Genomic DNA, 25132 nt, shown 5'->3' on the forward strand with positions numbered 1-25132 from the left:
GTCAATGACCTTCAGGATGCGTTTGCGTCGCGGGCGCCGATTGCGCCGCGGAGGTGGAAGCCGGCTGCGGCGCAGCGTCGGCGATTGAAGCGGATTCCGGCCGGGCAGATGGCGTTGCATGCGGCACGTCGCCCGGCGTCGGCAGCCGCCCCCCGACGGCCATCTGCAGATCGGTTTCGGCGAGCCAGTAGTCCTTCAGCGCATCGATGTAGCCGTTCACCGCGCCGACCTGTTCGCGCGCATCGGCCAGCAGCTCGAACACGCTCGCGAGCATCCCGTTGTAGCGCAGCAGCAGCTCGTCCGAGATCGTCTTGCGCAGCGGCACGACTTCGTCGCGATAGTGGGTGGCGACGTCGTAGCTCGTCATGTAGGCCGCATACGACTCGCGCACTTCGGAACGCGCGTCGATGGCCGTTTTCGCGAGCCGGTTCGCCGACTGCATGTAGACGGCCTCCGCCCGCGCGACCTTCGCGCCGCCCCAGTCGAACAGCGGAATCTCGACGCTGATCTCGAAGCCGTGCTCGTGCCCCTTGCCGGTCTCGTAGTCGTTCACGTAGCCGAGATCCACCGCATTGACGAAGCGCGTGGCCTTGCTCAGGCCGAGCGACGACGCGACACCCTGCGTCTGCAGCTTCGCGGCCTGGATGTCGAGGCGGTTGCGCATCGCGAAGCGTTCGAGATCGGGCAGGTTCGGCCGCGTTTTCGGCAGGTCGGGCAAGCGCTCGGGCAGCGCGTATTGCGTGCGTTCGCCCCACAGCCCCATCGCGCGCGTGAGCTTCTCGCGCGCGGCCACGGCCTGCTGGCGCGCCTTCGCGTGCTGCGCGACCGCATCGGCGTGGAACGCCTGTTCCCGCGCGTAATCGAGGCGGCTGAAGTTGCCGGCCTGCCGCATGCGCTGCGCCAGCTCGGCGGCCGCACTCGCGGCATCGCGCACCTGCCCTGCATAGTTCGCGGCCTGTTCGGCCGCGACGGCCTCGACATACGCGCGGCGCGCGTCGGCGGCCACCTTCAGCATCGCGTCGGCGGTTTCGAGCTTGGTCTGCTCGAAGCGGCGGCGTTCGATGTTCGTCGCGAGCGGCAGGGTCAGCAGCGCGAACACGTTCGCCGAGAACGTGCGGCCGAGGGTCAGCTCGCCGTCGCCCGCGCGCGTGCGGCTGAACGCGAAACGCGGGTTCGGCAGCCGGCCGGCCTGGACGAGATCGGCCTCCGACAGCCCCAGTTCCGCGTACGACGCCTGCAGGCCGCGGTTGTTCAGCAGCGCGACCTGCACCGCATCGTCGATCGACAGCGGCTTGGCGAGCAGTTCCTTCGTGCGCGTGTCGACGGCTTCACGGTCGGCGTCGGTCCTGACCACGACCGCGTCCTTGCCGATGCGCTCCGACGCGACGGACGACACCGCGTCGAAACCGCCGTCCTTCGAAAACGTCGTGCAGCCGGCGAGGAAGGCCAGCACGGCCGCGGCCGCGCCGATCCTCGGCGAGATCGACAGCATCGTCATCGCGCGGCCTCCTCGTGCATCGAACGGGTAGCGCCGCCAGCCGCACGACCGGTCGTGCGCCCCTTCGCGGGCCGTTCCGTCACGTCGCGGTTCAGCTGTTTCCAGCCCGGGCCTTCGTCGTCACGATACGGCCGGTAGCCGTCGAATGCGGACGTCACGGTGACGTCCGGCACCGCCGCGGCGGCGTCCGCCGGATCGGGCAGCGGGGTTTGCGCAGGCGCGAGCGACGGCACGATGGCCGCCGCGCCAAGCAGCGCCGCAGTAATCAATCGCATGAATGGGTCTCGTCGTGAGTCGTCCGGCGGACGGGATGCCGCCGCCGGAGCGGATTGCGGAGCACGGCCGGTCGGGGCCGCGGGCGGGGTCTAGACGAGAAGCCGGCGCGGCGGCCTGTCGATGCCGCCGGTCAGGAACGACACGACCCCGGCCGCGGGCGGTGGCGAGACGATCGCCGCGCGAACGCCGGCCGCGGCGGGGACGGCGGGCGCGCCCGACATGCCGGCGCCGACGCAGCAGGACACGCACGCGGAACACGCCGGCGCATGCCGGGCGTGGCTGTCGGCATCGTGATGGCCGTCCTGCGCGGCCGGCATTGTGTGCGACGCCGCTTCCATCGGCGCGACGGCAACGCGTTCGCACTGCATCGAAACAGTCGCGAACGACTGGATCGGCAGGCTCAGCGCCAGCAGCACGACAAGGAGGAATTTGCGCCAGTACGACATGGATGCGGAATCAGGCAGGCAACGACCGGATGGGCCGGCGCGGCGCCGTGACAGCGCGTGCCGGGGGACAAGACGGCCGCAGCTTATCGCCGTCGCGGTGACGACGACATGGCCGAAACATGACCGGATTTTCATGAAACGCGGGCGACGCGCCGCAAGCGCTTCATGACAATTCCGTCATCCGGCGGTCATTCTTCGCGCACGCTCGGCGCCCTATGCTCACGCGTTACACTGACCGGCTGGAATCACGGACAGCCTGCCTCACCATGCGGATACTGATAGTCGAAGACGAACCCAAGATGGCGTCGTACCTCCGGAAAGGGCTGATGGAGGCGAGTTACACGGTCGACATCGCGGAAACCGGCAAGGACGGGCTGTTCCTTGCGCTGCACGAGGATTTCGATCTCGTCGTGCTCGACGTGATGCTGCCGGAAATGGATGGCTTCGAGGTGCTCCGGCGCCTGCGCGCGCAGAAGCAGACGCCCGTGCTGCTGCTCACGGCGCGCGAGGCGATCGAGGACAAGGTCGCCGGGCTCGAGCTGGGTGCCGACGACTACCTGCTCAAGCCGTTCGCGTATGCCGAGTTTCTCGCGCGCATCCGCTCGCTGCTGCGACGCGCACCGCGCAACGTGCGCGACATCCTGCATGTCGCCGATCTCGAAGTCGACCTGATCCGCCGCCGCGTGCGGCGCGCCGACACCCGCATCGACCTGACCGCGCAGGAATTCGCGCTGCTGCAGCTGCTCGCCGAACGCGAAGGCGAAGTGCTGACGCGCACCTTCATCACGTCGCAGATCTGGGACATGAATTTCGACAGCGACACGAACGTCGTCGATGCCGCGATCAAGCGCCTGCGCGCGAAGATCGACAACGCCCATGAGAAGAAGCTGATCCACACGATCCGCGGGATGGGCTACGTGCTCGAGGATCGTTCGTGACGCGCAGCAGCCCGGCCTCGTATTCGCTGCTGCGGCGCCTGACGCTGGCGTTCGCCGTCGTCGCCGCGCTCGTGTTCGCGCTGACCGGCGCGTACCTGTATCGCTCGTTGTCCGCCGAGCTGACGCGGCGCGACGACATCGAGATCTCCGGCAAGCTCAACCAGTTCCTGCAGCTTGCGCACGCGAGCGGCTCGGCTGCCGCGCTGCGCGCCGATCCGGCCGTGTTTCATGAAGTGCTGCTGTCGCATCCGGGCGTCTATCTCGGCATCTACGACGCGCGGAACCGCGCGCTCGTCGAGCATTCCGACGAAGCCGGCCACACGCTGGCGTCGGTGATCGCCGCGCCCCATCCGGCCAGCGCAACCGGCACCCCGTTCACGTGCGCGCCGCCCGGCATCGGCACGTCGCGCTGCGTGTATGCGCGCGCCACGCTGCCGTCCGGCGATGCGATCCAGGTTGCGCTTGCGCGCACGGCGACCGATCGCCAGTCGTTGCTCGAAAGCTATCGCGTCGACATCTGGCTCGCGGCGGCCGCCGGCGCGCTGCTGGTCGGCGCGCTCGGTTACGCGGTCGCGTCGCGCGGCCTGCGCCCGGTCGAGAGCCTCGGCCGGCAGACGTCACGCATCGAGGCGCACAACCTGAACGCGCGGCTCGACGCGCGGGGCGGCCCGGTCGAGCTGCGTGAGCTCGCGACGTCGGTCAACCGGATGCTCGACCGCCTCGAACGCGCGTTCGTGCGGCTCTCCCAGTTCTCGTCCGATCTCGCGCACGACATGCGCACGCCGCTCGCCAACGTGATCAGTTCGTCGCAGGTCACGCTGTCGCGCGCGCGCACGACCGAGGAATACGAAGCGCTGATCGATTCGAACATCGAGGAATGCGAACGGCTGCAGCGGATGATCGAGAACATGCTGTTTCTCGCGCGCACCGACAATGCGCGTCAGCACCTGAAGACCAGCGAACTTGACGCGGGCGGCGAGTTGCGCCGGCTCGCGTCGTATTTCCAGGCGCTTGCCGATGAAGCCGGCGTGCGCATCGACGTTCGAGGCGAAGCGACTGTCGTCGCCGATGCGACGCTGTTCCGGCGCGCCGTCAGCAATCTCGCGTCGAACGCGCTCGAACACGCGCAAGCCGGGTCGACGATCGAGCTGGCGGTGTCCACGCAAGGCGGGTATGCGGTCGTCGAAGTCACCAATCGCGGCGCCGCGATTCCGCCCGAACAGGTCGAACGGATCTTCGAGCGCTTCTACCGCATCGATTCGTCGCGGCACGGCGCGGCGCGCAACGCGGGCCTCGGGCTCGCGATCGTGAAATCGATCATGGAGCTGCATCGCGGCAAGGTCGAGGTCGCAAGCCGTGACGGGCGCACGACGTTTGCGCTGCATTTTCCGCGCGGCGTCGAGGGGTAAGGCGTTTCCCGCGCGTGTCGCGTCGGCATGACGGCCGGCGCGACACCAGGCGAAGCACGACGACGACGCCCCTTCACTCTCCCGGTTCGCGCCGGATTTTCGCCTGGCGGCGATTGCGATCGTTCAGTATCTGGTGCCGGCGATGGTCGGTCAGCTTCTTCCAGTCACGCGCCTCGTCGCGCGTGCGCAGGCAGCCGACACAAAAGCCCGTCCGGCCGTCGAACGCGCACAGTTCGATACAGGGTGATTTCACGGCCACGGTCAGGCCGCCTTCGCAGGCGTCATCACTTCGACGGTCACGTGCGACACGCCGTCGAAACCCTCGATCAGCGCGTGGTAGAAACGCGCGTCGCGCACCGTCTCGACGGTCTCGACCGACACGATCGCACTCATGTGGCCCGGGCCGACACGCCACACGTGAAGATCGTTGACCTTGTCGCCCAGCGCCTCGATCGCATCACGTATGCGCGCCGCCAGTTTGCGATCCACGTTGACGTCGAGCAGGATGCCGCCGGTATCGCGCATCAGCCCGTACGACCAGTTCGTGATCACGAGCGCGCCGACAATGCCCGCGACGGGGTCCATCCAGACCCAGCCGAATGCACGTGCGAGCAGCAGGCCGACGATGGCCAGCACCGACACGGCCGCGTCGGCGATCACGTGAACGTAGGCCGACCGGATGTTGTGGTCGCGATGGGCTGCCGTGTGCGAACCGTGACCGTGATGCGCATGATGATCATCGTCGTGATCATGGTCGTGGTCGTGCCCATGATGATGACCGTGCCCATGACCATGCCCGTGGTGATGGCCGCCGCTCAGCAGCCACACGCTGGCGAGGTTCACCGCGAGCCCCAGCACGGCAATCGGAATCGCTTCGCCGAAATGAATGGGAACGGGCGCCAGCAGACGCGCAACGGCCTCGTAGCCGATCAGGATCGCGATCATCGCGAGCACGATCGCGCTCGTGAACCCGGCCAGGTCGCCCAGCTTGCCGGTGCCGAACACGAAGCGCGGATCATCGGCATGCTTGCGCGCATAGGTATAGGCCAGCGCGGCGATCAGCATCGCGCCCGCGTGCGTCGACATGTGCAACCCGTCGGCGACGAGCGCGAGCGACCCGAACAGCGTGCCGCCGACGATCTCGGCCACCATCATTGCCGAGCACAGGCCGATGACCATCCACGTCCTGCGTTCGTTCTGCTCGTGCGCCGCACCGAGGAAGATATGGTCGTGCCCCGCGCCGAACGCGTCATCCCGGAAAGCGTTCATGTCCTGCCTCGATTACTTGAAATAGCTGTGCACCACGTCGATCAGCTGCTCGGTCGCGCTGCCTTCGTGTGCGTCAGGTTCGTGCGCATCGACCAGATGCTCGCGAATGTGGTCTTCCAGCACGACGGCCAGCAGCCCGTTCATCGCGCCGCGACAACTCGTGATCAATTGCAGGACCTCGTTGCAGCCGCGCTCCTCCCCGAGCGCGCGCTCGATGGCCTCGACCTGGCCCTTGATCCGGCGCACGCGGTTCAGCAGCTTCTGTTTTTCACGAACGGTATGGCTCATCGACGACGGGCTCCTGAATAGGGAGGGGGAGTATATATCCGGAAGGGTTCCCGTATAGGAGAGAGGGGTATATTTTTCGAGATGAAGGCTTGTCGAAAGGTATCCGCTCGGCTAGATGCGAAGCGTCAAGGCTGTTTCTCGGCGCGGGAAGTCTGGTCATCGGTGCATCGACGCCGATGGCGCCATGAGCACGATGCTTGCCGGCGCGTGCCGCCGTTCAGTATCTTGTGCCGGCGACGATCGGTCCCCCTCTTCCAGTCATGCACCTCGTCGCGCGTCCGCAGGCAGCCCACGCAGAATCCGATACGGTCGTCGAACACACACGGCTCGACGCACGGTGATTTCACAGCCACGGTCAGGCCGCCTTCGCAGGCGTCATCACTTCGACGGTCACGTGGGACACACCGTCGAATCGCACGTCACGCGCTGCATCGGCAGTCTCGACCGACACGATCGGGCACACGTGGCTCGTGCCGACGCGTGGCACAGGGACTGCGACGCGTTTCAGCACCCGGATCAGCGCAGCGAAATCGGAATTCTCGCCGCGACCCAATCTATCGTGGTCGGCGGCATCGAGATCGTCCGCGTGCTGTCGTACGCATCCGATGCGTCGAAGTAGATCAGCTTGCCGTCGTGGATCTCGATCGGATCGTTTCCAGGCCGGCCGCCCCAGAAGACGAAAAACAGCCGGGTAGCAAGTGTCGACCCGTGCTCATCGGCCACGACGATTTTGATCTGTTCGTTTTGATCAGCAAAAAGGACATTGCCGCGGTGGCCACTTCCGCAGATGTTGACGATATAGGTTGTGCCATCGACCTGCTTGATGCCGCCGTTCAGTTTCGCGTTGTAGTTGTATCGCTGGCAGTCGGTTTCGTCGGTCGTGATCCCGCGAACGCCGACGAGATAGAAGAATGCCAGGAAGCCCAGCGTGACGATCGCCAGTCCTGCGCGCATCGCTCTGCTGAAATGGCCGATATTTCTGACAAGCCGGTAGAAGTAGAGCACGAAGATGATCGACGTGATGGCGAAGATCGTGCTCTTCGCATGCTTGAGCGAGAAAAGCACGATCGCATTCCTGACGTCCACTGGCACGAACATCCATGCAATGGCGACAACCAGGCATGTGACGACAACGGTCGAGACCGCTTTGAGAATGACGGCGGTCGCCTTCATTGCTCGGCCGGGACGGTTCTGCATACGGTGTCGAATTTCAGAATGATCGGTTTGTCCAGCTTGATGAGTTTAGGGCGACTGTAGACCATGAAGTCGCCACCACGATTATGCGCCGACCTCCAGTCGCGGTACGTCTTGTTATGAACTGGCCAGTAGACATCCTTCGCCAGGAACTTCCGAAAAAAGCTGGTGCGTTTGTCGATCGGCTTGTTGACCTCCTCGCCCGCGGGGAGATACCGCCATTCTTCAATAGTCGAGTTCCCGACGTTCAAGTTGCTGCTTTTGAAAAAATCGTTGACCGCCGCGGCATAGGACAGAACCATCCCGTTCCTGTTCCAGTGCCCGAGGTATTGGCTCTTGGAAAGCGAATCGTCGTTGAACGAATAGCTGTCTTTGATGTAGACATAGACGTGAGTGATCCGCGCGACAGGCTCGAGACAGAAGATCTTGTTCTCGCCTTCGTATTGATAAAAGCGTTCGCCGGTAACGGCCGCCTTCCCTACGGCAGCGTAGAAGTTGAAGTTCGCCAGGGCGCCGGTCAAATCCGTCATCGCGGTACCGTCGAGCGTGTCGAGGGATGATACTGGCTGGTACTGAAATCCCCAGGCGATGTGAAACTGGAGCGGAGCAGTCAGAAACGGGGAGGTGTCGATAGCAATACCTCCCGCGCTCACTTGTCCGGCCGAAAAACTCCGCTCGACCACGGGCGCCAGGACTTTCGTTACTGCGCGTGCGGCATTCGGCGTGTAAATCGCTTGCCGGACAAGCTGATTGAATCGTTCCGTTGCACCGCGAAATTTCAGTGCCCAATCCAGGGAAACCGTCGTGTCATCGAGCGGCTGTACAGAGTTGAGGTCGTTGTTATAGACATGTCTTGGGCTCGCAAACCATTTCCGCGCCAGCTTGGCCGAGATTGGCCAGCCCATCTTGTCCATCGCTTTGGGGATGTCCTGCAGATCGAACTCGGGCAGTTTGTCGGCTTGCTCCGCGTCCCGAGGCTTGTCGTTCGGCTGCGGTTTGGCAGGCGGTTCGGTGGGCGCTGGCGCAGGGGTGGACGTGTGATGCCGCTTGACCGGTGCAGGTGCCTTGGGCGGCGATGGCGGCTCGTTCGGCGCACGCCTGTCGAACGAGATTTTTTGCTGCGTGTCGATGGGAATGCATCCGCCCCCTCCAGCGTGACATTTCCAACGTTTGCCGGAATAGAAGACTCCGGATTCCAGCTGGTAATACGGGACTTTTTTGACGTTGGGCATAGCGCTTGAATGACGATTCGCGAGAGAACCGGTCTCAGCGTAATCAAAACCCCGGCATTTCCAACGTCGATAACGAAGACAACTTGTCAGATCCAGCCGAACCTACGTAGGACATAGCGGTACGGGCAGTCTTCCGACGGCACGACTGTTACAGAAGGTTTCGTCGCCACACGGCTCAACATCGCATCCTCGAGTTCCGCAGCCCCCTCGTCTGCCATTATGGCGACCGTGTCAGCCTCCACGGGGGCCGGGCGCGTGGAGTGAACAGATTCGCATCGACGGGCTGCGGTGGTATGTGTCTCGCATCCCGCCACGAACGTCCTCGACGAAATCGCACCCCGATCACACGAAGATGGTCACCAACCACCCATCGATACCGTCGCAGATTGCCGGTCCATGCCAGTCGCTCCGGCATGGTTAGCCTGCCGGCCTCAAAGGGCATTTGCAGCACGTCACCGACGAGATGCGCGTGTACTGCAGCGACGGGTTCTGCCGGGCGGTCAACCTCGTCTTTGACAAGGAGCACTTCCGCCTCTTTTGTGTCCGCATCCGTCGGCCCCACGATCGACACAGCACATCGGCCAGGTCATTGCGTGCCCAGTCATTCAGCATCTCCCTATACCCACCCGACAATGCCGTTCGAAATGAATGCTTGTCGAAAGCAACCCGCTCGGCTAGACTGCCCTTCGTCTTTGGGGAGTAGCCTGCTTTCCGTCTCCGGAAAGCGAACGCGTCAACACACTCGGCCTGCGGCCGTGGCGCGTTCAGCCTGATCGGCCTGGCGAGACCATCGGCACATCGCGTCGTTCCTGGTCGGACGTCGGCGGATGTGCCATGGTTCGTCAACGTCCGACCACGGAGTCCCCATGTTCCCCGCCGCCCTCTCCCCGCGTTTCGCCGCCGTCCGCACGCATGCCCGCGGAGGTGCCGCATGACGTTCATGTTCGTCGAACTGGCGGTCATGCTGATCGTCATCCTCGTCGCCGCCGAGGTCTTCACCAATGCGCTCGAGCATCTCGGCGAACGCCTGAAGATTTCCGAAGGCGTCACCGGCTCGCTGTTCGCCGCCGTCGGCACCGCGCTGCCCGAAACGATGGTGCCGCTGCTCGCGCTCGCCGGCGGCACGGCGAACCCGGCCGTGAACGAGGAGATCGGTGTCGGCGCGATTCTCGGCGCGCCGCTGATGCTCGCCACGCTCACCACGTTCCTGATGACGCTCGCGGTGATCCGCTCGCGCGGGCCGCGCGGCACGATCGCGCCCGAACGGACGGGTTTCGTGCGCGACCTGAACTACTTTCTCGCCGCGTTCTCGCTGGCCACCGCCGCGATGTTCGTCCCGCATCACAACAGCGCCGTGCGCGCGCTGCTCGCCGCGATGCTGGTCGGGATCTACGTGATGTATGTCGTGATGACGTTCCGTGCGTCGAACCAGCTCGTCGATGCCGGGCATGGCACCGAGGCGCCGCACAAGATGTTCCTGTCGCGCCTGGGCGTGCCGACCAATCTTGCGACTATCGCGCTGCAGCTGCTCATCGGCGTCGCGCTGCTGGTCGGCGGGGCGAAGGGTTTCATTCACGGCGTGGAAGGCGTGTCGCACGTGCTCGGCGTATCGGCCCTGCTGCTGTCGCTGATCATCGTGCCGATCGCGACGGAGCTGCCCGAGAAGGTCAACAGCGTGCTGTGGATCCGCCGCGGGAAGGACACGCTCGCGTTCGGCAACATCACCGGCGCGATGGTGTTCCAGGGCACGCTGCTGCCGGCGATCGGCATCATGCTGACGCCGTGGGAACCGCGCCTCGAAGTGCTGACCGGCGTGATCGTCACGCTCGCGGCGGCCGCATGGCTGCGCGTCAACGCGCGCACGCGCGGGCTCGCGATCTGGGCGTTGCTGGCGAACGGCGCGGGTTACGCAGCCTATCTGTTCCTGACACTGGCCCGGTAACCCGGCTCACCCGGTACGGGCACGCTGCCTCGGTGCGAACGATGCACCGCCGCGCCGCGTGCCCGCGAGCGGTTCAGATGCGCGTCTGGTTCACACGCTGCGACAGCTGTTCGGCGCTTTCCTTGCGCTCGCTGTACCGGTCCGTCAGGTACGCGCCGACGTCGCGCGTGAGCAGCGTGAACTTGACCAGTTCCTCCATGACGTCGACGACCCGGTCGAAATACGCGGACGGCTTCATCCTGTCGTCGTCGCCGAACTCCATGAACGCCTTCGCGACGGACGACTGGTTCGGAATGGTCAGCATGCGCATCCAGCGCCCGAGCACCCGCATCTGGTTGACCGCGTTGAACGATTGCGATCCGCCGCTGACCTGCATGACCGCCAGCGTCTTGCCCTGCGTCGGCCGTACCGCGCCGACCGACAGCGGAATCCAGTCGATCTGCGCTTTCATCACGCCGGTCATCGCGCCGTGCCGCTCGGGGGAGCACCACACCATGCCCTCCGACCATTGCACGAGCTCGCGCAACTCCGCCACCTTCGGGTGATGCTCGGGTGCATCGTCGGGCAACGGCAAGCCGGACGGATTGAAGATCCGGACATCGGCGCCCATGGCCGTCAGCAGCCGCGCCGCCTCCTCGACCAGCAGCCGGCTGAACGAACGCGCGCGCAACGAACCGTAGAGCAGCACGATGCGTGGCGGATGCGTCGACGGGCGCACGGGTTGCAGCAGGCTCGCGTCCGGCACGCGAAACAGCGCGGCGTCGAGTTGCGGCAGATCGTTCAGGCGGTCAGACACGCTTGCCCTCCGCATCGATCACGATTTCGCCGTCTTCCTTCGCAAACGGCCCGTTCTGCGGATCGGGCAGGATGTCGAGCACTCGTTCGGACGGGCGGCACAGCCGCGTGCCGAGCGGGGTGACGACGATCGGGCGATTGATCAGGAGCGGATGCGCGACCATGAAGCCGATCAGATCGTCGTCGCTCCATTTCGGATTGTCGAGATCGAGCGCGTCATACGGTGTGCCCTTGCGACGCAGCACGTCACGAACGGGGATGCCCATCGCCGCGATCAGCGCGCGCAATTCATCTTCCCCGGGCGGCGTGTCGAGGTACAGCACGACACGCGGTTCGACGCCGCTGTTGCGTATCATCGCCAGCGTATTGCGAGACGTGCCGCAATCGGGGTTGTGATAGATCGTGATGTCGGTCATTTCCGGAATCCTGATTGATTTCACGTGCGCTCGTACCAGCCCTTCGAACGGTTGACGACGCGCACGACGAGCAGCATGACCGGCACCTCGATGAGCACGCCGACGACGGTCGCGAGCGCCGCGCCCGAGTGGAAGCCGAACAGGCTGATGGCAGCCGCCACGGCCAGCTCGAAAAAGTTGGACGCGCCGATCAGCGCCGACGGGCACGCGATGCTGTGTTTCTCGCCGACGACGCGATTGAGCCCATAGGCGAGCGCCGCGTTGAAGAACACCTGGATCAGGATCGGCACCGCGAGGAGCGCGATCACCAGCGGCTGCTTCAGGATCGCCTCGCCCTGGAACGCGAACAGCAGCACCAGCGTGGCCAGCAGCGCGGCGATGGACCAGGGGCCGATCTTCGCCATCGCGCGGTCGAACGCCGCCTGCCCCCTGGCGAGCAACAGCCTGCGCCACGCTTGCGCGAGGATCACCGGGATGACGATATAGAGCACGACCGACGTGAGCAGCGTCGCCCATGGCACCGTGATGGCGGACATCCCCAGCAGCAGGCCGACCAGCGGCGCGAAAGCGATCACCATGATGCTGTCGTTCAGCGCGACCTGCGACAGCGTGAACAGCGGATCGCCGCCGGTCAGCCGGCTCCACACGAACACCATCGCCGTGCACGGCGCGGCGGCCAGCAGGATCAGGCCGGCGATATAACTGTCGATCTGGTCGGCCGGCAGCATCGGCGCGAACAGCTGCCGGATGAACAGCCAGCCGAGCAAGGCCATCGAAAACGGCTTGACGAGCCAGTTCACGACGAGCGTGACGCCGATCCCCCGCACGTGCTGGCGAACCTCATGCAACGCGCCGAAGTCGACCTTGACGAGCATCGGCACGATCATCACCCAGATCAACAACCCGACGGGCAGGTTGACCTGAGCGTATTCCAGGCGGCCGATGCGCTGAAAGAGCCCCGGCAGTGCCAGCCCCAGCGCGATGCCGAGCACGATGCACAGCGCCACCCAGACGGTCAGGTAGCGCTCGAATGATCCGATGGCGGGCCTGGCCGCCGCGGCTTGCGACGGGGCCGCGTTCGAGCCGCTCATGTGCGGTCCCCGCAGCAGGCCGGCGCCGCCGGCACGCCGCACGCAGCGCCGGCGCAGCAGTTTTCGGTCAGGAACCCGATGAGGCCGCTCATCGATTCGAAGTTCGCCGCGTAATAGATGAACCGGCCGTCCTGACGCGCGGTGACCAGCTCCGCATGCGACAAATCCTTCAGATGAAACGACAGGCTCGATGGCGACAGCCCGATCTGCTGGGCGATCGCACCGGCCGGCAGCCCTTGCGGCCCGGCGACGACCAGCGCGCGAAAGATGGCCAGGCGCGCTTCATGAGCAAGCGCGCCCAGGGCGCGCACGACGAGATTGGAGTCCATGGCGCGAAGGATAGCGTCTTCATTTCCATATTTCAAGAATTGTTGAAATAAAGGTGCCGAGCCCCCGTCGAACGGCATAACCGGGCTGCACCCGACCCGCCGCGCATCGTCGGACGCCGCCGCGCGAGCCGCATCCGGCCCGACATGCGCGGCGCCGGTGCGGCCGCCGCCCCGGTTCACGGATCGGCGAGGCACCGGCGTGCCGTCAGGTCAGGACGCCTTCACGAGCTTGACGATCGTCAGCGTGCCGTCGACCTTCTCGATCCGCACCTTGACCTTGTCGCCCGCATGCGCGTGCTCGAGCATCGCCGCGTCCTTCGCCTTGAACGCCATCGTCATCGGGGGCATCCCGACGTTGTCGAGCGCGCCGTGCTTCAGCGTGATCCTGCCGCTCGCGGCATCGACCTTCTTCACTTCGGCATCGGTCAGCGCGGCGTTCGACTCGGCCGCACTGCCCGACGACATCTTCATGCCCGACATGTCCATGCCGGCCATGTCGCCGGCGGCGAAGGCCGGCGCGGTGAAAGCGCCGGTCGCAAGAACGGCTGCGGTGGTGGTGACAGTGATCCACTTCTTCATCGTGATTCTCCGGTTGGGATGGATGGCACGTTCGTGCCGTGAGGTACTGCATCGGAATGCCGCACGCGGCCCGTGCTTCGCGCATGACGGCGCTGAAGCAGGAGCCAGGCGGCGGGAATGACGAACATCGACAGCAGCGGCGCCGTGACCATGCCGCCGACCATCGGCGCGGCAATGCGCTGCATCACTTCGGAGCCGGCGCCGTGGCCGACCATGATCGGCACGAGGCCGGCGAGCACGACGGCGACCGTCATCGCCTTCGGCCGCACGCGCAGCACCGCGCCTTCGCGGATCGCGTCGAGCAGCAGCGCGTCGGTCAGCGGTTCGCCGGCATCGAGCCGGCGCTGCAGCGCGCTCTTCAGGTACAGCAGCATCACGACGCCGAATTCGGCGGCCACGCCCGCGAGCGCGATGAAACCCACCGACGTCGCGACGGACACCGCATGGCCGAGCGCCCACACGAGCCAGAAGCCGCCGACCAGCGCGAACGGCACCGTCGACATCAGCAGCAGCGCATCGGCCGCCGAGCCGAACGTGAGAAACAGCAGCACGAAGATCACCACGAGCGTGACCGGCACGACGGTGCGCAGCCTGGCCGCCGCGCGTTCGAGATACTCGAACTGCCCCGACCACGCGATCGAATAGCCGGGCGGCAACGCGACCTGTTGCGCGACGGCCTGCTGCATCGCGCGCACGGCGCTCCGCAGATCGGTGCCGCGAATGTCGACGTACACGTAGCCGGACAGTCGCGCGTTCTCGCTGCGGATCATCGGCGGCCCGTCGGCGATCGCGATGCGCGCGACGTCGCCGAGGCGGATCTGCGCGCCGCGCGCGGTAACGACCGGCAGCTGCCGCAGGTTCTCGACCGAATCGCGGATCTCGCGCGGGTAGCGGAGGTTGATCGGAAAGCGCTCGCGCCCCGCGATCACTTCGCCGACATCGTCGCCGCCGACTGCCGAAGACACGACCGACTGGATGTCGGCCACCGACAATCCGTAGCGCGCGGCCGCGAGCCGGTCGATATCGACGTCGATGTAGCGGCCGCCGTTCAGCCGTTCCGCAAGCGCGGACGTCACGCCCGGCACGCGCTTCACCGCGGCCTCGACCTGCTTCGCGATCGCGTCGATCCCGGCCAGGTCCGGCCCGGAAATCTTCACGCCGACCGGTGTCTTGATGCCGGTAGACAGCATGTCGAGCCGGTTGCGGATCGGCGGCACCCACACGTTCGACAGGCCCGGCACCTTCACCGTGCGGTCGAGTTCGTCGACGAGCTTCTCCGGCGTCATGCCGGGCCGCCATGCGCTGCGCGGCTTGAACCGGATCGTCGTTTCGAACATCTCGAGCGGCGCGGGATCGGTCGCGGTATCGGCGCGGCCCGACTTGCCGAACACCGTGTCGACCTCGGGCACGGTCTTGATCAGCCGGTCGGTCTGCTGCAGCAGCTCGCTCGCCTTGTCGGCGGAGAGGCCCGGCAGCGCGGTCGGCATGTACAGCAGGTCGCCTTCGTCGAGCGGCGGCATGAATTCGCCGCCGAGCCGCGACAACGGTACGGCCGTCAGTCCGAGCGCGACGACCGCGACGCCGATCGCGACCCACGGCCGCCGGAGCGTCGCTTCGAGCAGCGGCCGGTACACGCGGATCAGCACGCGGTTGATCGGGTTCGCGTGCTCGTGCGGAATGCGGCCGCGCACGAGATAGCCCATCAGCACCGGCACCAGCGTCACCGACAGCCCGGCGGCGGCGGCGATCGTGTAGGTCTTCGTGAACGCCAGCGGCGCGAACAGCTTGCCTTCCTGCCCTTCCAGCGAAAACACCGGGATGAACGACAACGTGATGATCAGCAGCGAGAAGAACAGCGCGGGCCCGACCTCCGCGGCCGACGACGCGACGAGCTCCCATCGTCGCGCGGCCGTGACCGGTTCGCCGGGATGCGCGTGGTCGTACGCCTCGAGATGCTTGTGCGCGTTCTCGATCATCACGATCGCCGCGTCGATCATCGCGCCGATCGCGATCGCGATCCCGCCGAGCGACATCAGGTTCGCGTTGACGCCCTGGTAGCGCATCACGATGAACGCGGCCAGCACGCCGAGCGGCAGCGACAGGATCGCGACGAGCGCGCTGCGCAGATGGAACAGGAACACCGCGCAGACGATGCCGACGATGACGAATTCCTCGATCAGCTTGTCCTTCAGGTTGCCCACCGCGCGCTCGATCAGTTGCGAGCGATCGTAGGTCGTGACGATCTCGACGCCGGGCGGCAGCGAACGCTTCAGGTCGGCCAGCTTCGCCTTCACCGCGTCGATCGTCGTGAGCGCGTTCTTGCCCGAGCGCATCACGACGACGCCACCCGTCACCTCGCCCTGCCCGTTCAGCTCCGCGATCCCGCGCCGCATCGCGGGGCCGACCTGGATGCGCGCGACGTCGCCGAGCAGCACGGGCGTGCCGGCGTCGTTCGTGCGCAGCACCACGTGCCGGAAATCGTCGAGCGTGCGCAGGTAGCCGGTCGAGCGCACCATGTACTCCGACTCGGCCAGCTCGACGACCGAGCCGCCGGACGCCTGGTTCGCGTTGCCGAGCGCAGTCGCGATTTCCGCCTGCGTGATGCCGTATGCGCGCAGCCTGTCCGGATCGAGCACGACCTGGTACTGCTGCACCATCCCGCCGATGCTCGCGACTTCCGAGACGTCCGGCACGGCCTTCAGCTCGAACTTCAGGAACCAGTCGTTGAGCGCGCGCAGTTGCCCGGGATCGTGACGGCCGGTGCGATCGACGAGCGCGTACTCGTACACCCAGCCGACGCCGGTCGCATCCGGCCCGAGCGACACGGTCGCGCCGGCCGGCAGCCGGCTCTGCACCTGGCTCAGGTATTCGAGCACGCGCGAGCGCGCCCAGTACGGATCGGTGCGGTCGTCGAACAGCACGTAGACGAACGCGTCGCCGAACGACGAGTACGCGCGGACGGTTTTCGCACCGGGCACGCCGAGCAGCGTGGTCGTCAACGGATAGGTCACCTGGTCCTCGACGATCTGCGGCGCCTTGCCCGGATACGACGCCTTCACGATCACCTGCGTGTCCGACAGATCGGGCAACGCGTCGAGCGGCGTCTGCCCGACGGAGTGGACGCCCCATGCGGCGATCAGCACGGTGGCCAGCAGCACGAGGAAGCGGTTGTGGACCGACCAGCGAATGATGCGCGCGATCATCGTTCGCCTCCCTGCGGTTCGACCTTCGTCAGGCGATAACCGTCGTCGGTCTGCGTGAACGCGAAACGCACCGTCTGGCCCGGCTTCACGCCAGGGAACGCGGCGGCCGACGGCTTGCCGAACGTCATCGTCATCGCGCCCCAGCCGAGCGCCGGCACGGGCTGATGCGAGAACGTGATGTCGTCGGCCGTGACCTGTTCGACCTTGCCGGTGGTTTCGTAGATCGGGGCCGCTGCTTTCGGCGCCGGCTCGGCAGTCACCGCCGCCCCGCTTGCGCCGGGGTCGCTCCGCAGCCTCGGCAGCACGCTCTTCAGGCTCGCCTCCGAATCGATCAGGAACTGCCCCGATGCAACGACCGTATCGCCTTCGTTCAGCCCGTCGAGCACTTCCGTGTCGCCGCCGATGTCGTTGCCGGTCGTCACCTGCACCGGCTGGAGCCGGCCGTCGCCGTTCTTCACGATGACGATCGTGCGCTTGCCGGTCGCGATCACCGCTTCGGACGGCACGAGCAGGCGCGACACGCTCGCCTTCCCGGCAACCCGCACGCGCATCAGCATGCCGGGCGTGAGCTTCAGCGCGGCGTTGTCGATCTCCACACGCGCCTGCAGCGTGCGGCTGCTCGTGCTGATGCCGGGCAGCACTTCGCGGATGCGGCCGGTGAAACGCTGCGCCGGGTCACCCGCGAACGTCGCATCGACCGGCATCCCCGGCTGCACGTTCAGCGCGAGCGCTTCCGGCACCTCGACGATGAGCCACAGCGTCGACAGCCCCGCAATCTTCGCCAGCGTCTGTCCGGGCGCGACCATCGCGCCGTCCCGCACGTTCAGCTCGCTGACGACGCCGGTTTCCGGCGCGGTCAGCACCACGTGCGTCTGCGCGCGGCCGGTGCGATCGAGGCTCGCGATCATGCCGTCGGGAATCGACAGCGCCCGCATCCGTGCGCGCGATGCATCGAGCAGGCTGCCGTCCATCCCGCCGCGCTTGAGTGCGAGGTATTCCTCCTGCGGCGCGAGCCAGTCAGGCACGAACAGCGACGCCACCGGCGCGCCCTTCGCGATGCGCTGCATCGGTGCGCGTGCATAAAGGCGATCGATGTAGCCGGTGACGCGCGACTGGACGACCTCCGCGCGCGATTCGTCGAACTGCGTGGTGCCCACCGCGTCGAATCCGGCCGCCGTCTGCTGACGGCGCACGGTCGCATAACGGATGCCGAGATTCTGCTGCAGGCCCGGATCGATCCGGATACCGGACGCGCCGCCGCCCTCGTCCGCATAGACGGGCTGCAACTGCATGTCCATGAATGGCGACTTGCCCGGTTTGTCGAAATGCTGGTTCGGCACCATCGGGTCGTGCCAGTACAGCACCTTGCGGCCCGTGTTCGGGTCGGTCTTGCCGGCAGGTGCGGCGCCGGGCGCTACGGACGATGCGGCCGATACGCCGCCCGCCGCATGGCGCATGCCTGCGACGTAACCGGCACCGAGCAGCGCCGCGGCGGCAAACGTCAACAGCACCGCGCGCGCCAGGGATGGCTTTTTCATGAGGTTCTCCTTCACTGCGCGGCGGCCATCGTCGACGGCACGACCTGATATTCGAGCTGCGCCCAGGTCTGCGACACGTCGCGCCTGAGATCGAGCACCTGCAACTGCGCGTCGAGTTGCGCGCGCCGCGCGGCGAACGTGTCGGCGAGTGAACCCGTGCCCGCCCGGTAGGCGGCATCGGCCAGCTGCACGCGCTGGTCGGCGGCGGGCAACAGCGACGTACTCAGGTTCGCGATGCGTTCGCGGCCGCTCGCGAGCGTTTCGGACTGCGTGCGGATATCGGCCTGTACCTGGCGCAGCGTGTCCTCGTACATCAGGCGCGCCTTCGTCGCCAGTTCGGCCTTCTCGGCGACATCACGGTTCTGGCGGTTCTTGCGATTGAGCGGTAACGGAATCGTGACGCCGAAGGACACCATGTTCGAATACGCGCCGCCGCGTTGCTGGTACGCAACCTCCCACGTCCAGTTCGGGCGGCGTTCGCTGTTCGCAACGGCGGTATCGGCTTCGGCGACGGCGATATCGTCGGCGGCCGTGATCAGCGCCGGCTGCGCTACGCGCAGTTCGTCCGGCGGCAACGACGACACGAACGATTCCGGCGCGGGCGGCGTGCCCGTGACGTCCGACGCCGGCACGGCGGTCCAGCGCGACAACGCGATGAGCGCGGTCTGGTAGACCTGCCGCGCTTTCAGCCATTGATCCTGCGTCTGCGCGAGCATGGCCCGCGCCTGGACGACATCGGCCGCACTCGCCTTCGCGCCGCGATACGACGCCTTCGTCGCGTCGAGTTCATGGTTCATGTGATCGAGCAGCGCCTGCTGCAGCGCGAGCGCCTGCTTCGCGTAGACGGCATTCAGCCACGCCGTTGCGGTTTGCTGGCGTACGCTCGCGAGCTGCGCGAGATAGCCGGCGCGCTCGCGCCCGACCTGCTCGTTGGCCAGTGCCGAGCGCAGGCGCCGCTTGTCGCCGGACACCCACTCCTGCTCGATGCCGATGCGGCGCATCGTCATGAAGTCCTGGCCGACGGTGAAGCGCTGGCCGCCATTGACCGGCAGGTTGTCGATGCCGGCCTTGAGCATCGGGTCGGGCAGTTGGCCGGCCTTCACGGCCGCCTCAGAGCTGGCGCGCACCGAAGCCTGGGCGGCCTGCATCGACGCGGAATGATCGGTGGCGGACTGCAGCGCGGCGTCCAGCGTAAAAGGCGGTTGCTGCGCGTGAGCCGCGCCCGCAACCAGCAGCGCCGCCCAAAGCATGGGCGCGCGCTGGCGCGCACGCCGCGCAAGCGGCGTGCCGAAATGGAATGACATGGTTTAACCCCAACGGTGGAACCCCCACGGGGATTCCACGTCCTGCGCACAGGACGAACCTCACCGCGAATGCGGCGAACCTATCGGATCGGGATCAGCTGATGCGTGGAGGGCGCCACAACCCGTTCGGATCGCGGACCGGGAGGATTTGCGCGTAGTGAAAGGCAACGATGCTGGCGAATGCAGCGGGACGACCGACTTCGGCGCGAGCGGCCGGATGATAGAGACTGCCGAACTGGCATTGCGCCGTCAGCTTGCAGGACAGGCCCTTCGCTTTCGCGTGGGCCTTGCCGGTGGACGACGACCGCATCGAATCGCAGCCCGGCATGTCGGCGGACATGCCGGCGTCCATGTCCATCGACATCGACATGCCCTGCTGCATCATCGGGCATTCCCCGGCCAGGCCGCTGGCTGCCAGCCCGCTGATGGGCAGCACCGCGCAGAGCAGCAGCAGGATGACGGTCCGGAGGAATTTCATGCGGGCGATTATAGCGCGGGGTTTTGCTGTGTGGCGGCGCATCGATACGGCGGAACGACGCGCCCTAGCCCCACCCATCGCGCCCATCGCACGCTACCGCGCCAACGCGTCGGCCTCCAGCACGGCGCGCACCGCCGGCCGCGCACGCACCCGCTCGTACCATGCACGCAGATGCGCATACCGGGTCAGGTCGATATCCGCGTTGTACACCGACCGCATCCAGTCGGCCTTGCCCCAGCCGGTCAGCGCGAACAGGTAGGCATCGGCAACGGTGAACGTGTCGCCGGTCAGGAATGCCTTGCCGTCGAGCTGGCGGTCGATCCATGCAAAACGGCTGTCGAGCTTCGTTCTCGCCGGATCGACATATTTCCCCGCCTGCACCGCGTACAGCAGCGGAATGAACCCCTTGTGGATCTCGGTGCCGAGAAAATTGAGCCATTCCATCAGCCGGTAGCGCGCGAGCGTGCCGTACGCAGGCGCGAGCGCGGCTTCCGGGCGCAGATCCGCGAGATACTGCGCGATCACAGGGCCTTCGCGCAGCAGCGTGCCGTCGTCGAGTTCGAGCAGCGGCACGTAGCCGAGTTCGGTCACATCGTAGTAATTGCGCCCGTCTTCAATGACGTGCTTGCGTGCGTCGACCTTGATGACCTCCGCGTCGATGCCGCCTTCGCGCAGCACGATGCAGATGGCCTGCGAACAGCTTCCGGGAGCGTGATAGAGCTTCATGCGTTTCCTTCGTGGGTTGTCCATGTATCGATTCGCCGCGACGCGGGCGCTAATATCTCGCATCGGCGCATCGCCGGGAAGACGGCAGTCGTTTGTGCCGTAGTCACAAAAAATTTACCGACCAGGATTCAGCACGATGAAAACGAGTGCGACCGGATGTTCCGTTGAAGAAGCGATGCGCCTGCTCGGCGGCCGCTGGCGGCTGCTGCTGGTGTCGTATCTGCTCGACGGGCCGCGACGCTTCAGCGACCTGCGCCGCGACATGCCCGGCATCTCGCAGCGCATGCTGACGCTCGACCTGCGCGCACTCGAAGATGCAGGGCTCGTGCGGCGCACCGTCTATCCGGAAGTGCCGGTGCGGGTCGAGTACGACCTGACCGCCGACGGCGACCGGCTGCGGCCCGTCGTCGAGGTCATGCGCGAATTCGGGCTGTGGCTGAAGGCGCGCGATGCCGCTGCGTCGTGCGACACCGGCGCGACGCCCGGCGCGGCGGCAGCGATCGGAACGGTCCTTCATTCGAACCGATAACCCCTACCACCCTTACGCAGGAACCCGTTCATGGAACTTCACGCCACCGTCGGCGCGGCGACGTCCGATCTCGACGACGACGAAAGCTTCGCCAACATCTACTGTCACGACGCCGAGCAGGACTATTGCTTCGCGCTGTCGCGCTTTCCGGACGACACGCTGATCGAAGTGATGGTGCGCGACCAGATCACCTGGCGCGTCAAGGATCTGTCGGTGAGGCTGACGGACGACACGATCGACATCGAGATCGAACCCGGCATCGCCGCGCGACTCGACGGCCAGACGCGCTACGTGATCCATCTCGCGCCCGGCCAGTACGATCCGGTCACGCTGCGCGCCGCGCTGAAGGAGATCTTCGCGGGGAAGAGCGGGTTTCAGGACGACAGCACGCGCGGTTAACGGCTCAACCGCACCGTCATCGTCGCCTTCGCGAGGGCCTGGTAGTGAGCGGTATAGCCGACGACCGCGGGCGTCGCGTCGTGCTCGACCGGCAGCTTCGCCACCTTGAGCGCGGTCAGCGTAATGACGTAGCGATGGGTGTCGCCCTGCGGCGGGCACGGGCCCAGATAGCCGACATGGCCGGTGTCGTTCTTCATCGGGACGGCACCCGCCGGCAGTCCGGCAACGTCATTGCCCGAACCGGGCGCGATGCCATGCGCCGACGCCGGTATGTCGGCGACGACCCAGTGCCAGAAGCCGGAGCCCGTCGGTGCGTCGGCATCGAACATCGTCAGCAGGTAGCTTTGCGTGCCTTCCGGAACACCGCTCCACCGTATGGAGGGCGAAATGTTCTGACCGTGACAGCCGAAGCTGTCCGATACCTGCGCGCGACCAAACGCGCCGCCGGCAAGCTCCGCGCTTTCGATCGAGAAATCGCCCGCCCGTGCCGTACCGGCAGCGAGCATCGCAACGCAAAGGGCGAAACCGGGCTTGAATATCGTCATCGTCAACCTCACCAGCAAGCAGGAATGGAACGGACATTCTTGCAATCGCGCCGGCCCCGAACAAGGCAAGCAAACGTACCGGTATGGCGACTACCCGGCAACGTCCCGCCATGCCGGCCCCGCTCGCGGAAAGCGCCGGATGCCGGTACATTGGCGGCAAACGGAAGTCCGGGCCGGCCGCTTCCATCCTCATTCACGCCATTCACGCCATTCATGCCCTTCATGCCTGATCCGACCATGACGCGCCCTTCACGACTCCGCTCGCTGCTCCACGGCTCCATGCTGTTCGTTGCCTGCGCATCGATCGCGCCCGCCGCGCAGGCGGCCAAACCGCTGCTCACGTTCAAGGTCGACGACACCGTCACGGCCCGCGTCGAACGGGCGGACGGCGATCACATTACCGTGCGCTTCCTGCCGAGCGGCAAGACGCAGACGCTCGACGTGACCGCCGCCGACGAGGAAGGCCGCTATCACCTCGCATCGGACGACTACAACTTCGACGGCCACCGCGATCTCGCGATGCACGCGACGCTCGGCATGGTGAACGATGGCTACGGCATCTACCTGTACGACGCCGCGCGCCAGCAGTTCGAGCCGTTGCGGATGCCCGCGAGCGACATGCCGCACGGCAATTGCGACGGGCTGGTCAACGTGCAGGCGAAGCCGAAGGAGCGCACGCTGTACAGCTCGTGCCGCGGCGGCCCGATCTGGTACACCGATGCGTATCGCTTCGACGGCAGCGGCAGGATGTACCTGTACCAGTCGAGCGAAGCGATACCGGACGACCTGCGCGACCTGCTCGACACCGACAACGGCCCGTCGTCGATGCTGTTGACCTACGACGCGCAAGGCAAGCGCGTCGCGCGCCGCCCCGACGCCTATGGCGGCGGCACCGTCGCGTTCAAGGTGCGCCCGGCTCGCCTGCCGCTGCACGATGCGATGACTGATGCGCCCACGCGCCGCTATGTCGTCGCGGGCGACACGGTGGAGGTGATCGACGCGAGCGCCGATTTCCAGTGGCTGAAGGTGCGGTATCGCAACCCGCATGCAGGGGCGGTGCAGGGCTGGGTCAGTGCGAAGGAGGCGGTGGGCAACTGATGCAAGCGGCGGCCTATTCGCCACGCCTTCCCACATATTGAACGCAGAACATCCCATTAATAGGGATACCTGCCCAAATGTTGACGCGCTTCCCGCCGCGGCTCTAACGTTCGCCCCAACGCCATTCGATTCGGTCGCCCCGCTCGCGGGCGACGGCCGGGCACAGAACACAGGAGACAACCGTGGCCCAATCTGCGTCACGCACCCACTCGAACCCGCCGGATCAATTGCCCGCCCACGCCGGCATCGCATCCGGTTCAACCGCCCGCGCGGCCGCCGCGCAGGCGGCGCCGCCCAGCCGCAAGCGCCTGCTGATCCTCGCGCTGCTGTTCATCACGGTCGTGATCAACTATCTCGACCGCAGCAACCTGTCGATCGCCGCGCCCGCGCTGTTCAAGGAACTGAACATCGATCCCGTGCGCGCGGGCCTCGTGTTTTCCGCGTTCGGCTGGACCTACGCGCTGATGCAAGTGCCGGGCGGCTGGCTCGTCGACAAGGTGTCGCCGCGCGTGCTGTATGCCGGCGCGCTCGCGCTGTGGTCGGCCGCGACGTTGCTGCTCGGCTTCGCCGGTTCGTTCGTCGGGCTGGTCGTGCTGCGTCTCGCGGTGGGCGCGCTCGAAGCGCCGGCCTACCCGATCAACAACCGCGTGGTGACGACGTGGTTCCCGACCCGCGAGCGCGCGAGCGCGATCGGCGGCTACACGTCGGGCCAGTTCGTCGGCCTCGCGTTCCTCACGCCGGTGCTCGCGTGGCTGCAGGTGCATCTGGGCTGGCACATGGTGTTCGTCGCGACCGGCCTCGCCGGCATCGCATGGGCCGCGATCTGGTATGCGGTGTATCGCGAGCCGCGCGCGTTTCGCGGCGTCAACGCGGCCGAGATCGCGCTGATCCGCGACGGCGGCGGCCTCGTCGATCTCGAAGACCGCATCGCGGCGCGCACCGAGCGCGCACCGTCGACGTGGCGCGACCTCGGCGTCGTGCTCGGCCGGCGCAAGCTGTGGGGCATCTATCTCGGCCAGTTCGCGCTGAACTCGACGCTGTGGTTCTTCCTCACGTGGTTCCCGACCTACCTCGTCAGGTATCGCGGAATGGACTTCATCAAGTCGGGCTTTCTCGCGTCGCTGCCGTTCCTCGCCGCGTTCGTCGGCGTGCTGTGCTCGGGCGTGCTGTCGGACTGGCTGATGCGTCGCGGCGCGTCACAGGGCTTCGCGCGCAAGCTGCCGATCATCTCGGGGCTGCTGATCTCGACCTGCATCATCGGCGCGAACTACGTCACGTCGACCGGCTGGGTGATCGCGTTCATGACGATCGCGTTCTTCGGCAACGGCTTCGCGTCGATCACGTGGTCGCTCGTGTCGGGGCTCGCGCCCGCGCGGCTGATCGGCCTCACGGGCGGCGTGTTCAACCTGATCGGCAACCTGTCCGCGATCGCGACGCCGATCGTGATCGGGCTGCTCGTGAACGGCGCGGACTTCTCGCGCGCGATCACCTATATCGCCGCGATGGCACTCGCGGGCAGCCTGTCATACGGGTTGCTCGTCGGCAAGGTCGAACGCATCGACGCATGAGCCTCACGAGGGCGGCACACGCGTGCCGCCCTGCCTCGCCGC

General features: G+C 66.4%; 27 protein-coding genes and 1 riboswitch. Of the genes, 7 read left to right on the forward strand and 20 right to left on the reverse strand.

All coding sequences use genetic code 11. The features are described 5' to 3' along the window. Position 1 precedes the first annotated feature (1 nt). The 3 genes from E9536_RS30110 to E9536_RS30120 all read right to left on the reverse strand — a co-directional run bounded on the left by E9536_RS30110 (position 2) and on the right by E9536_RS30120 (position 2220). Positions 2-1498, reverse strand: coding sequence for a TolC family protein (locus E9536_RS30110; protein ID WP_136471793.1), 1497 nt, complete (start codon positions 1496-1498; stop codon positions 2-4). After that, positions 1495-1773, reverse strand: a complete 279-nt coding sequence (locus E9536_RS30115; protein WP_059688620.1) for a hypothetical protein — start codon at positions 1771-1773, stop codon at positions 1495-1497. The genes E9536_RS30110 and E9536_RS30115 overlap by 4 nt, the downstream gene beginning before the upstream one ends. 90 nt (positions 1774-1863) lie before the next feature. Then, entirely contained in the window at positions 1864-2220 is a 357-nt protein-coding gene (locus E9536_RS30120; protein ID WP_059709946.1) for a hypothetical protein, read from the reverse strand. Positions 2221-2486: 266 nt separating this feature from the next. On the opposite strand from E9536_RS30120, the gene E9536_RS30125 reads away from it, so the two are divergent. Further along, a complete protein-coding gene (locus E9536_RS30125) occupies positions 2487-3158 on the forward strand; it encodes a heavy metal response regulator transcription factor (protein WP_027789830.1) in 672 nt (223 codons plus the stop codon). Beyond that, positions 3155-4567, forward strand: a complete 1413-nt coding sequence (locus E9536_RS30130) for a heavy metal sensor histidine kinase (protein WP_136471795.1) — start codon at positions 3155-3157, stop codon at positions 4565-4567. The genes E9536_RS30125 and E9536_RS30130 overlap by 4 nt, the downstream gene beginning before the upstream one ends. 73 nt (positions 4568-4640) lie before the next feature. On the opposite strand, the gene E9536_RS30135 is transcribed toward E9536_RS30130, so the two are convergent. From E9536_RS30135 to E9536_RS30165, 6 genes are all read right to left on the reverse strand, one after another. Continuing rightward, positions 4641-4826: a DUF1289 domain-containing protein gene (locus E9536_RS30135; RefSeq protein ID WP_021159996.1), complete on the reverse strand. Its 186-nt coding sequence runs from the start codon at positions 4824-4826 to the stop codon at positions 4641-4643. A 2-nt stretch (positions 4827-4828) separates the two neighbouring features. After that, on the reverse strand, positions 4829-5836 hold the full coding sequence (gene dmeF, locus E9536_RS30140) for a CDF family Co(II)/Ni(II) efflux transporter DmeF (RefSeq protein WP_027789833.1): 1008 nt from the start codon (positions 5834-5836) through the stop codon (positions 4829-4831). Positions 5837-5848: 12 nt separating this feature from the next. Further along, positions 5849-6124 carry a metal/formaldehyde-sensitive transcriptional repressor gene (locus E9536_RS30145; protein WP_021159994.1) on the reverse strand — a complete coding sequence of 92 codons (276 nt, stop codon included), beginning with the start codon at positions 6122-6124 and terminating at the stop codon, positions 5849-5851. A 125-nt stretch (positions 6125-6249) separates the two neighbouring features. Next, entirely contained in the window at positions 6250-6477 is a 228-nt protein-coding gene (locus tag E9536_RS30150) for a DUF1289 domain-containing protein (protein ID WP_081064888.1), read from the reverse strand. Between the two features lie 163 nt (positions 6478-6640). Further along, complete coding sequence (locus E9536_RS30160) at positions 6641-7321, reverse strand: hypothetical protein (protein ID WP_136471797.1); 681 nt, start codon at positions 7319-7321, stop codon at positions 6641-6643. Beyond that, positions 7294-8550, reverse strand: coding sequence for a DUF6402 family protein (locus E9536_RS30165; RefSeq protein WP_060197666.1), 1257 nt, complete (start codon positions 8548-8550; stop codon positions 7294-7296). The genes E9536_RS30160 and E9536_RS30165 overlap by 28 nt, the downstream gene beginning before the upstream one ends. Positions 8551-9232: 682 nt before the next feature. Next, positions 9233-9367: riboswitch (yybP-ykoY riboswitch) on the forward strand. A 114-nt stretch (positions 9368-9481) separates the two neighbouring features. Here E9536_RS30165 and E9536_RS30170 point away from each other — a divergent pair. Further along, on the forward strand, positions 9482-10492 hold the full coding sequence (locus E9536_RS30170; protein ID WP_027789836.1) for a sodium:calcium antiporter: 1011 nt from the start codon (positions 9482-9484) through the stop codon (positions 10490-10492). Positions 10493-10565: 73 nt separating this feature from the next. On the opposite strand, the gene arsH is transcribed toward E9536_RS30170, so the two are convergent. The 10 genes from arsH to E9536_RS30220 form a co-directional block, all read right to left on the reverse strand. Further along, complete coding sequence (arsH, locus tag E9536_RS30175; protein ID WP_124534736.1) at positions 10566-11303, reverse strand: arsenical resistance protein ArsH; 738 nt, start codon at positions 11301-11303, stop codon at positions 10566-10568. Beyond that, entirely contained in the window at positions 11281-11703 is a 423-nt protein-coding gene (gene arsC / locus E9536_RS30180; RefSeq protein ID WP_060318724.1) for an arsenate reductase (glutaredoxin), read from the reverse strand. The genes arsH and arsC overlap by 23 nt, the downstream gene beginning before the upstream one ends. Positions 11704-11723: 20 nt before the next feature. After that, the gene (gene arsB / locus E9536_RS30185; RefSeq protein WP_060171741.1) at positions 11724-12794 is read right to left on the reverse strand and encodes an ACR3 family arsenite efflux transporter; all 1071 of its coding nucleotides are present in this window, start codon (positions 12792-12794) and stop codon (positions 11724-11726) included. Then, positions 12791-13123 carry a metalloregulator ArsR/SmtB family transcription factor gene (locus tag E9536_RS30190; RefSeq protein ID WP_042975389.1) on the reverse strand — a complete coding sequence of 111 codons (333 nt, stop codon included), beginning with the start codon at positions 13121-13123 and terminating at the stop codon, positions 12791-12793. The genes arsB and E9536_RS30190 overlap by 4 nt, the downstream gene beginning before the upstream one ends. Before the next feature lie 210 nt (positions 13124-13333). Then, the gene (locus E9536_RS30195; RefSeq protein WP_136471799.1) at positions 13334-13702 is read right to left on the reverse strand and encodes a copper-binding protein; all 369 of its coding nucleotides are present in this window, start codon (positions 13700-13702) and stop codon (positions 13334-13336) included. Continuing rightward, positions 13699-16905, reverse strand: coding sequence for an efflux RND transporter permease subunit (locus tag E9536_RS30200; protein WP_136471801.1), 3207 nt, complete (start codon positions 16903-16905; stop codon positions 13699-13701). The genes E9536_RS30195 and E9536_RS30200 overlap by 4 nt, the downstream gene beginning before the upstream one ends. Further along, positions 16902-18443 carry an efflux RND transporter periplasmic adaptor subunit gene (locus E9536_RS30205; protein WP_136471803.1) on the reverse strand — a complete coding sequence of 514 codons (1542 nt, stop codon included), beginning with the start codon at positions 18441-18443 and terminating at the stop codon, positions 16902-16904. Before E9536_RS30205 ends, E9536_RS30200 begins: the two co-directional genes overlap by 4 nt. Before the next feature lie 11 nt (positions 18444-18454). After that, entirely contained in the window at positions 18455-19747 is a 1293-nt protein-coding gene (locus tag E9536_RS30210; protein WP_136471805.1) for a TolC family protein, read from the reverse strand. Positions 19748-19841: 94 nt separating this feature from the next. Beyond that, positions 19842-20225, reverse strand: coding sequence for a hypothetical protein (locus E9536_RS30215; protein WP_136471807.1), 384 nt, complete (start codon positions 20223-20225; stop codon positions 19842-19844). A gap of 93 nt (positions 20226-20318) precedes the next feature. Then, the gene (locus E9536_RS30220; RefSeq protein WP_027789846.1) at positions 20319-20951 is read right to left on the reverse strand and encodes a glutathione binding-like protein; all 633 of its coding nucleotides are present in this window, start codon (positions 20949-20951) and stop codon (positions 20319-20321) included. 136 nt (positions 20952-21087) lie between these two features. Here E9536_RS30220 and E9536_RS30225 point away from each other — a divergent pair, with 136 nt between their 5' ends. Together E9536_RS30225 and E9536_RS30230 are read left to right on the forward strand one after the other, a co-directional pair. Further along, positions 21088-21480, forward strand: coding sequence for a helix-turn-helix domain-containing protein (locus E9536_RS30225; protein ID WP_060085734.1), 393 nt, complete (start codon positions 21088-21090; stop codon positions 21478-21480). Positions 21481-21510: 30 nt separating this feature from the next. After that, positions 21511-21879 (forward strand): hypothetical protein, encoded by a 369-nt coding sequence (locus E9536_RS30230; protein WP_059692720.1) that lies wholly within the window; start codon positions 21511-21513, stop codon positions 21877-21879. On the opposite strand, the gene E9536_RS30235 is transcribed toward E9536_RS30230, so the two are convergent. After that, complete coding sequence (locus tag E9536_RS30235) at positions 21876-22424, reverse strand: YbhB/YbcL family Raf kinase inhibitor-like protein (RefSeq protein ID WP_244112278.1); 549 nt, start codon at positions 22422-22424, stop codon at positions 21876-21878. The genes E9536_RS30230 and E9536_RS30235 overlap by 4 nt on opposite strands. A 237-nt stretch (positions 22425-22661) precedes the next feature. On the opposite strand from E9536_RS30235, the gene E9536_RS30240 reads away from it, so the two are divergent. Both E9536_RS30240 and E9536_RS30245 read left to right on the forward strand, forming a co-directional pair. After that, entirely contained in the window at positions 22662-23522 is an 861-nt protein-coding gene (locus E9536_RS30240) for an SH3 domain-containing protein (protein WP_136471809.1), read from the forward strand. A 182-nt stretch (positions 23523-23704) separates the two neighbouring features. Beyond that, positions 23705-25090, forward strand: a complete 1386-nt coding sequence (locus E9536_RS30245; RefSeq protein ID WP_119336290.1) for an MFS transporter — start codon at positions 23705-23707, stop codon at positions 25088-25090. Positions 25091-25132 lie beyond the last annotated feature (42 nt).

The organism is Burkholderia sp. LS-044 (assembly GCF_004803625.1).
GTDB lineage: Bacteria > Pseudomonadota > Gammaproteobacteria > Burkholderiales > Burkholderiaceae > Burkholderia > Burkholderia cepacia.

Bases quoted from the DNA above. Each gene is read 5' to 3' on its own strand.
- E9536_RS30110 (WP_136471793.1), bottom strand. From the start codon at position 1,498: ATGACGATGCTGTCGATCTCGCCGAGGATCGGCGCGGCCGCGGCCGTG.
- E9536_RS30235 (WP_244112278.1), bottom strand. From the start codon at position 22,424: ATGACGATATTCAAGCCCGGTTTCGCCCTTTGCGTTGCGATGCTCGCT.
- E9536_RS30225 (WP_060085734.1), top strand. From the start codon at position 21,088: ATGAAAACGAGTGCGACCGGATGTTCCGTTGAAGAAGCGATGCGCCTG.
- E9536_RS30240 (WP_136471809.1), top strand. From the start codon at position 22,662: ATGACGCGCCCTTCACGACTCCGCTCGCTGCTCCACGGCTCCATGCTG.
- E9536_RS30220 (WP_027789846.1), bottom strand. From the start codon at position 20,951: ATGAAGCTCTATCACGCTCCCGGAAGCTGTTCGCAGGCCATCTGCATC.
- E9536_RS30125 (WP_027789830.1), top strand. From the start codon at position 2,487: ATGCGGATACTGATAGTCGAAGACGAACCCAAGATGGCGTCGTACCTC.
- E9536_RS30120 (WP_059709946.1), bottom strand. From the start codon at position 2,220: ATGTCGTACTGGCGCAAATTCCTCCTTGTCGTGCTGCTGGCGCTGAGC.
- E9536_RS30230 (WP_059692720.1), top strand. From the start codon at position 21,511: ATGGAACTTCACGCCACCGTCGGCGCGGCGACGTCCGATCTCGACGAC.
- E9536_RS30170 (WP_027789836.1), top strand. From the start codon at position 9,482: ATGACGTTCATGTTCGTCGAACTGGCGGTCATGCTGATCGTCATCCTC.
- E9536_RS30205 (WP_136471803.1), bottom strand. From the start codon at position 18,443: ATGAAAAAGCCATCCCTGGCGCGCGCGGTGCTGTTGACGTTTGCCGCC.
- E9536_RS30200 (WP_136471801.1), bottom strand. From the start codon at position 16,905: ATGATCGCGCGCATCATTCGCTGGTCGGTCCACAACCGCTTCCTCGTG.
- E9536_RS30160 (WP_136471797.1), bottom strand. From the start codon at position 7,321: ATGCAGAACCGTCCCGGCCGAGCAATGAAGGCGACCGCCGTCATTCTC.
- E9536_RS30145 (WP_021159994.1), bottom strand. From the start codon at position 6,124: ATGAGCCATACCGTTCGTGAAAAACAGAAGCTGCTGAACCGCGTGCGC.
- arsC (WP_060318724.1), bottom strand. From the start codon at position 11,703: ATGACCGACATCACGATCTATCACAACCCCGATTGCGGCACGTCTCGC.
- E9536_RS30115 (WP_059688620.1), bottom strand. From the start codon at position 1,773: ATGCGATTGATTACTGCGGCGCTGCTTGGCGCGGCGGCCATCGTGCCG.
- E9536_RS30165 (WP_060197666.1), bottom strand. From the start codon at position 8,550: ATGCCCAACGTCAAAAAAGTCCCGTATTACCAGCTGGAATCCGGAGTC.
- arsB (WP_060171741.1), bottom strand. From the start codon at position 12,794: ATGAGCGGCTCGAACGCGGCCCCGTCGCAAGCCGCGGCGGCCAGGCCC.
- dmeF (WP_027789833.1), bottom strand. From the start codon at position 5,836: ATGAACGCTTTCCGGGATGACGCGTTCGGCGCGGGGCACGACCATATC.
- E9536_RS30215 (WP_136471807.1), bottom strand. From the start codon at position 20,225: ATGAAATTCCTCCGGACCGTCATCCTGCTGCTGCTCTGCGCGGTGCTG.
- E9536_RS30190 (WP_042975389.1), bottom strand. From the start codon at position 13,123: ATGGACTCCAATCTCGTCGTGCGCGCCCTGGGCGCGCTTGCTCATGAA.
- E9536_RS30210 (WP_136471805.1), bottom strand. From the start codon at position 19,747: ATGTCATTCCATTTCGGCACGCCGCTTGCGCGGCGTGCGCGCCAGCGC.
- arsH (WP_124534736.1), bottom strand. From the start codon at position 11,303: ATGCGGAGGGCAAGCGTGTCTGACCGCCTGAACGATCTGCCGCAACTC.
- E9536_RS30195 (WP_136471799.1), bottom strand. From the start codon at position 13,702: ATGAAGAAGTGGATCACTGTCACCACCACCGCAGCCGTTCTTGCGACC.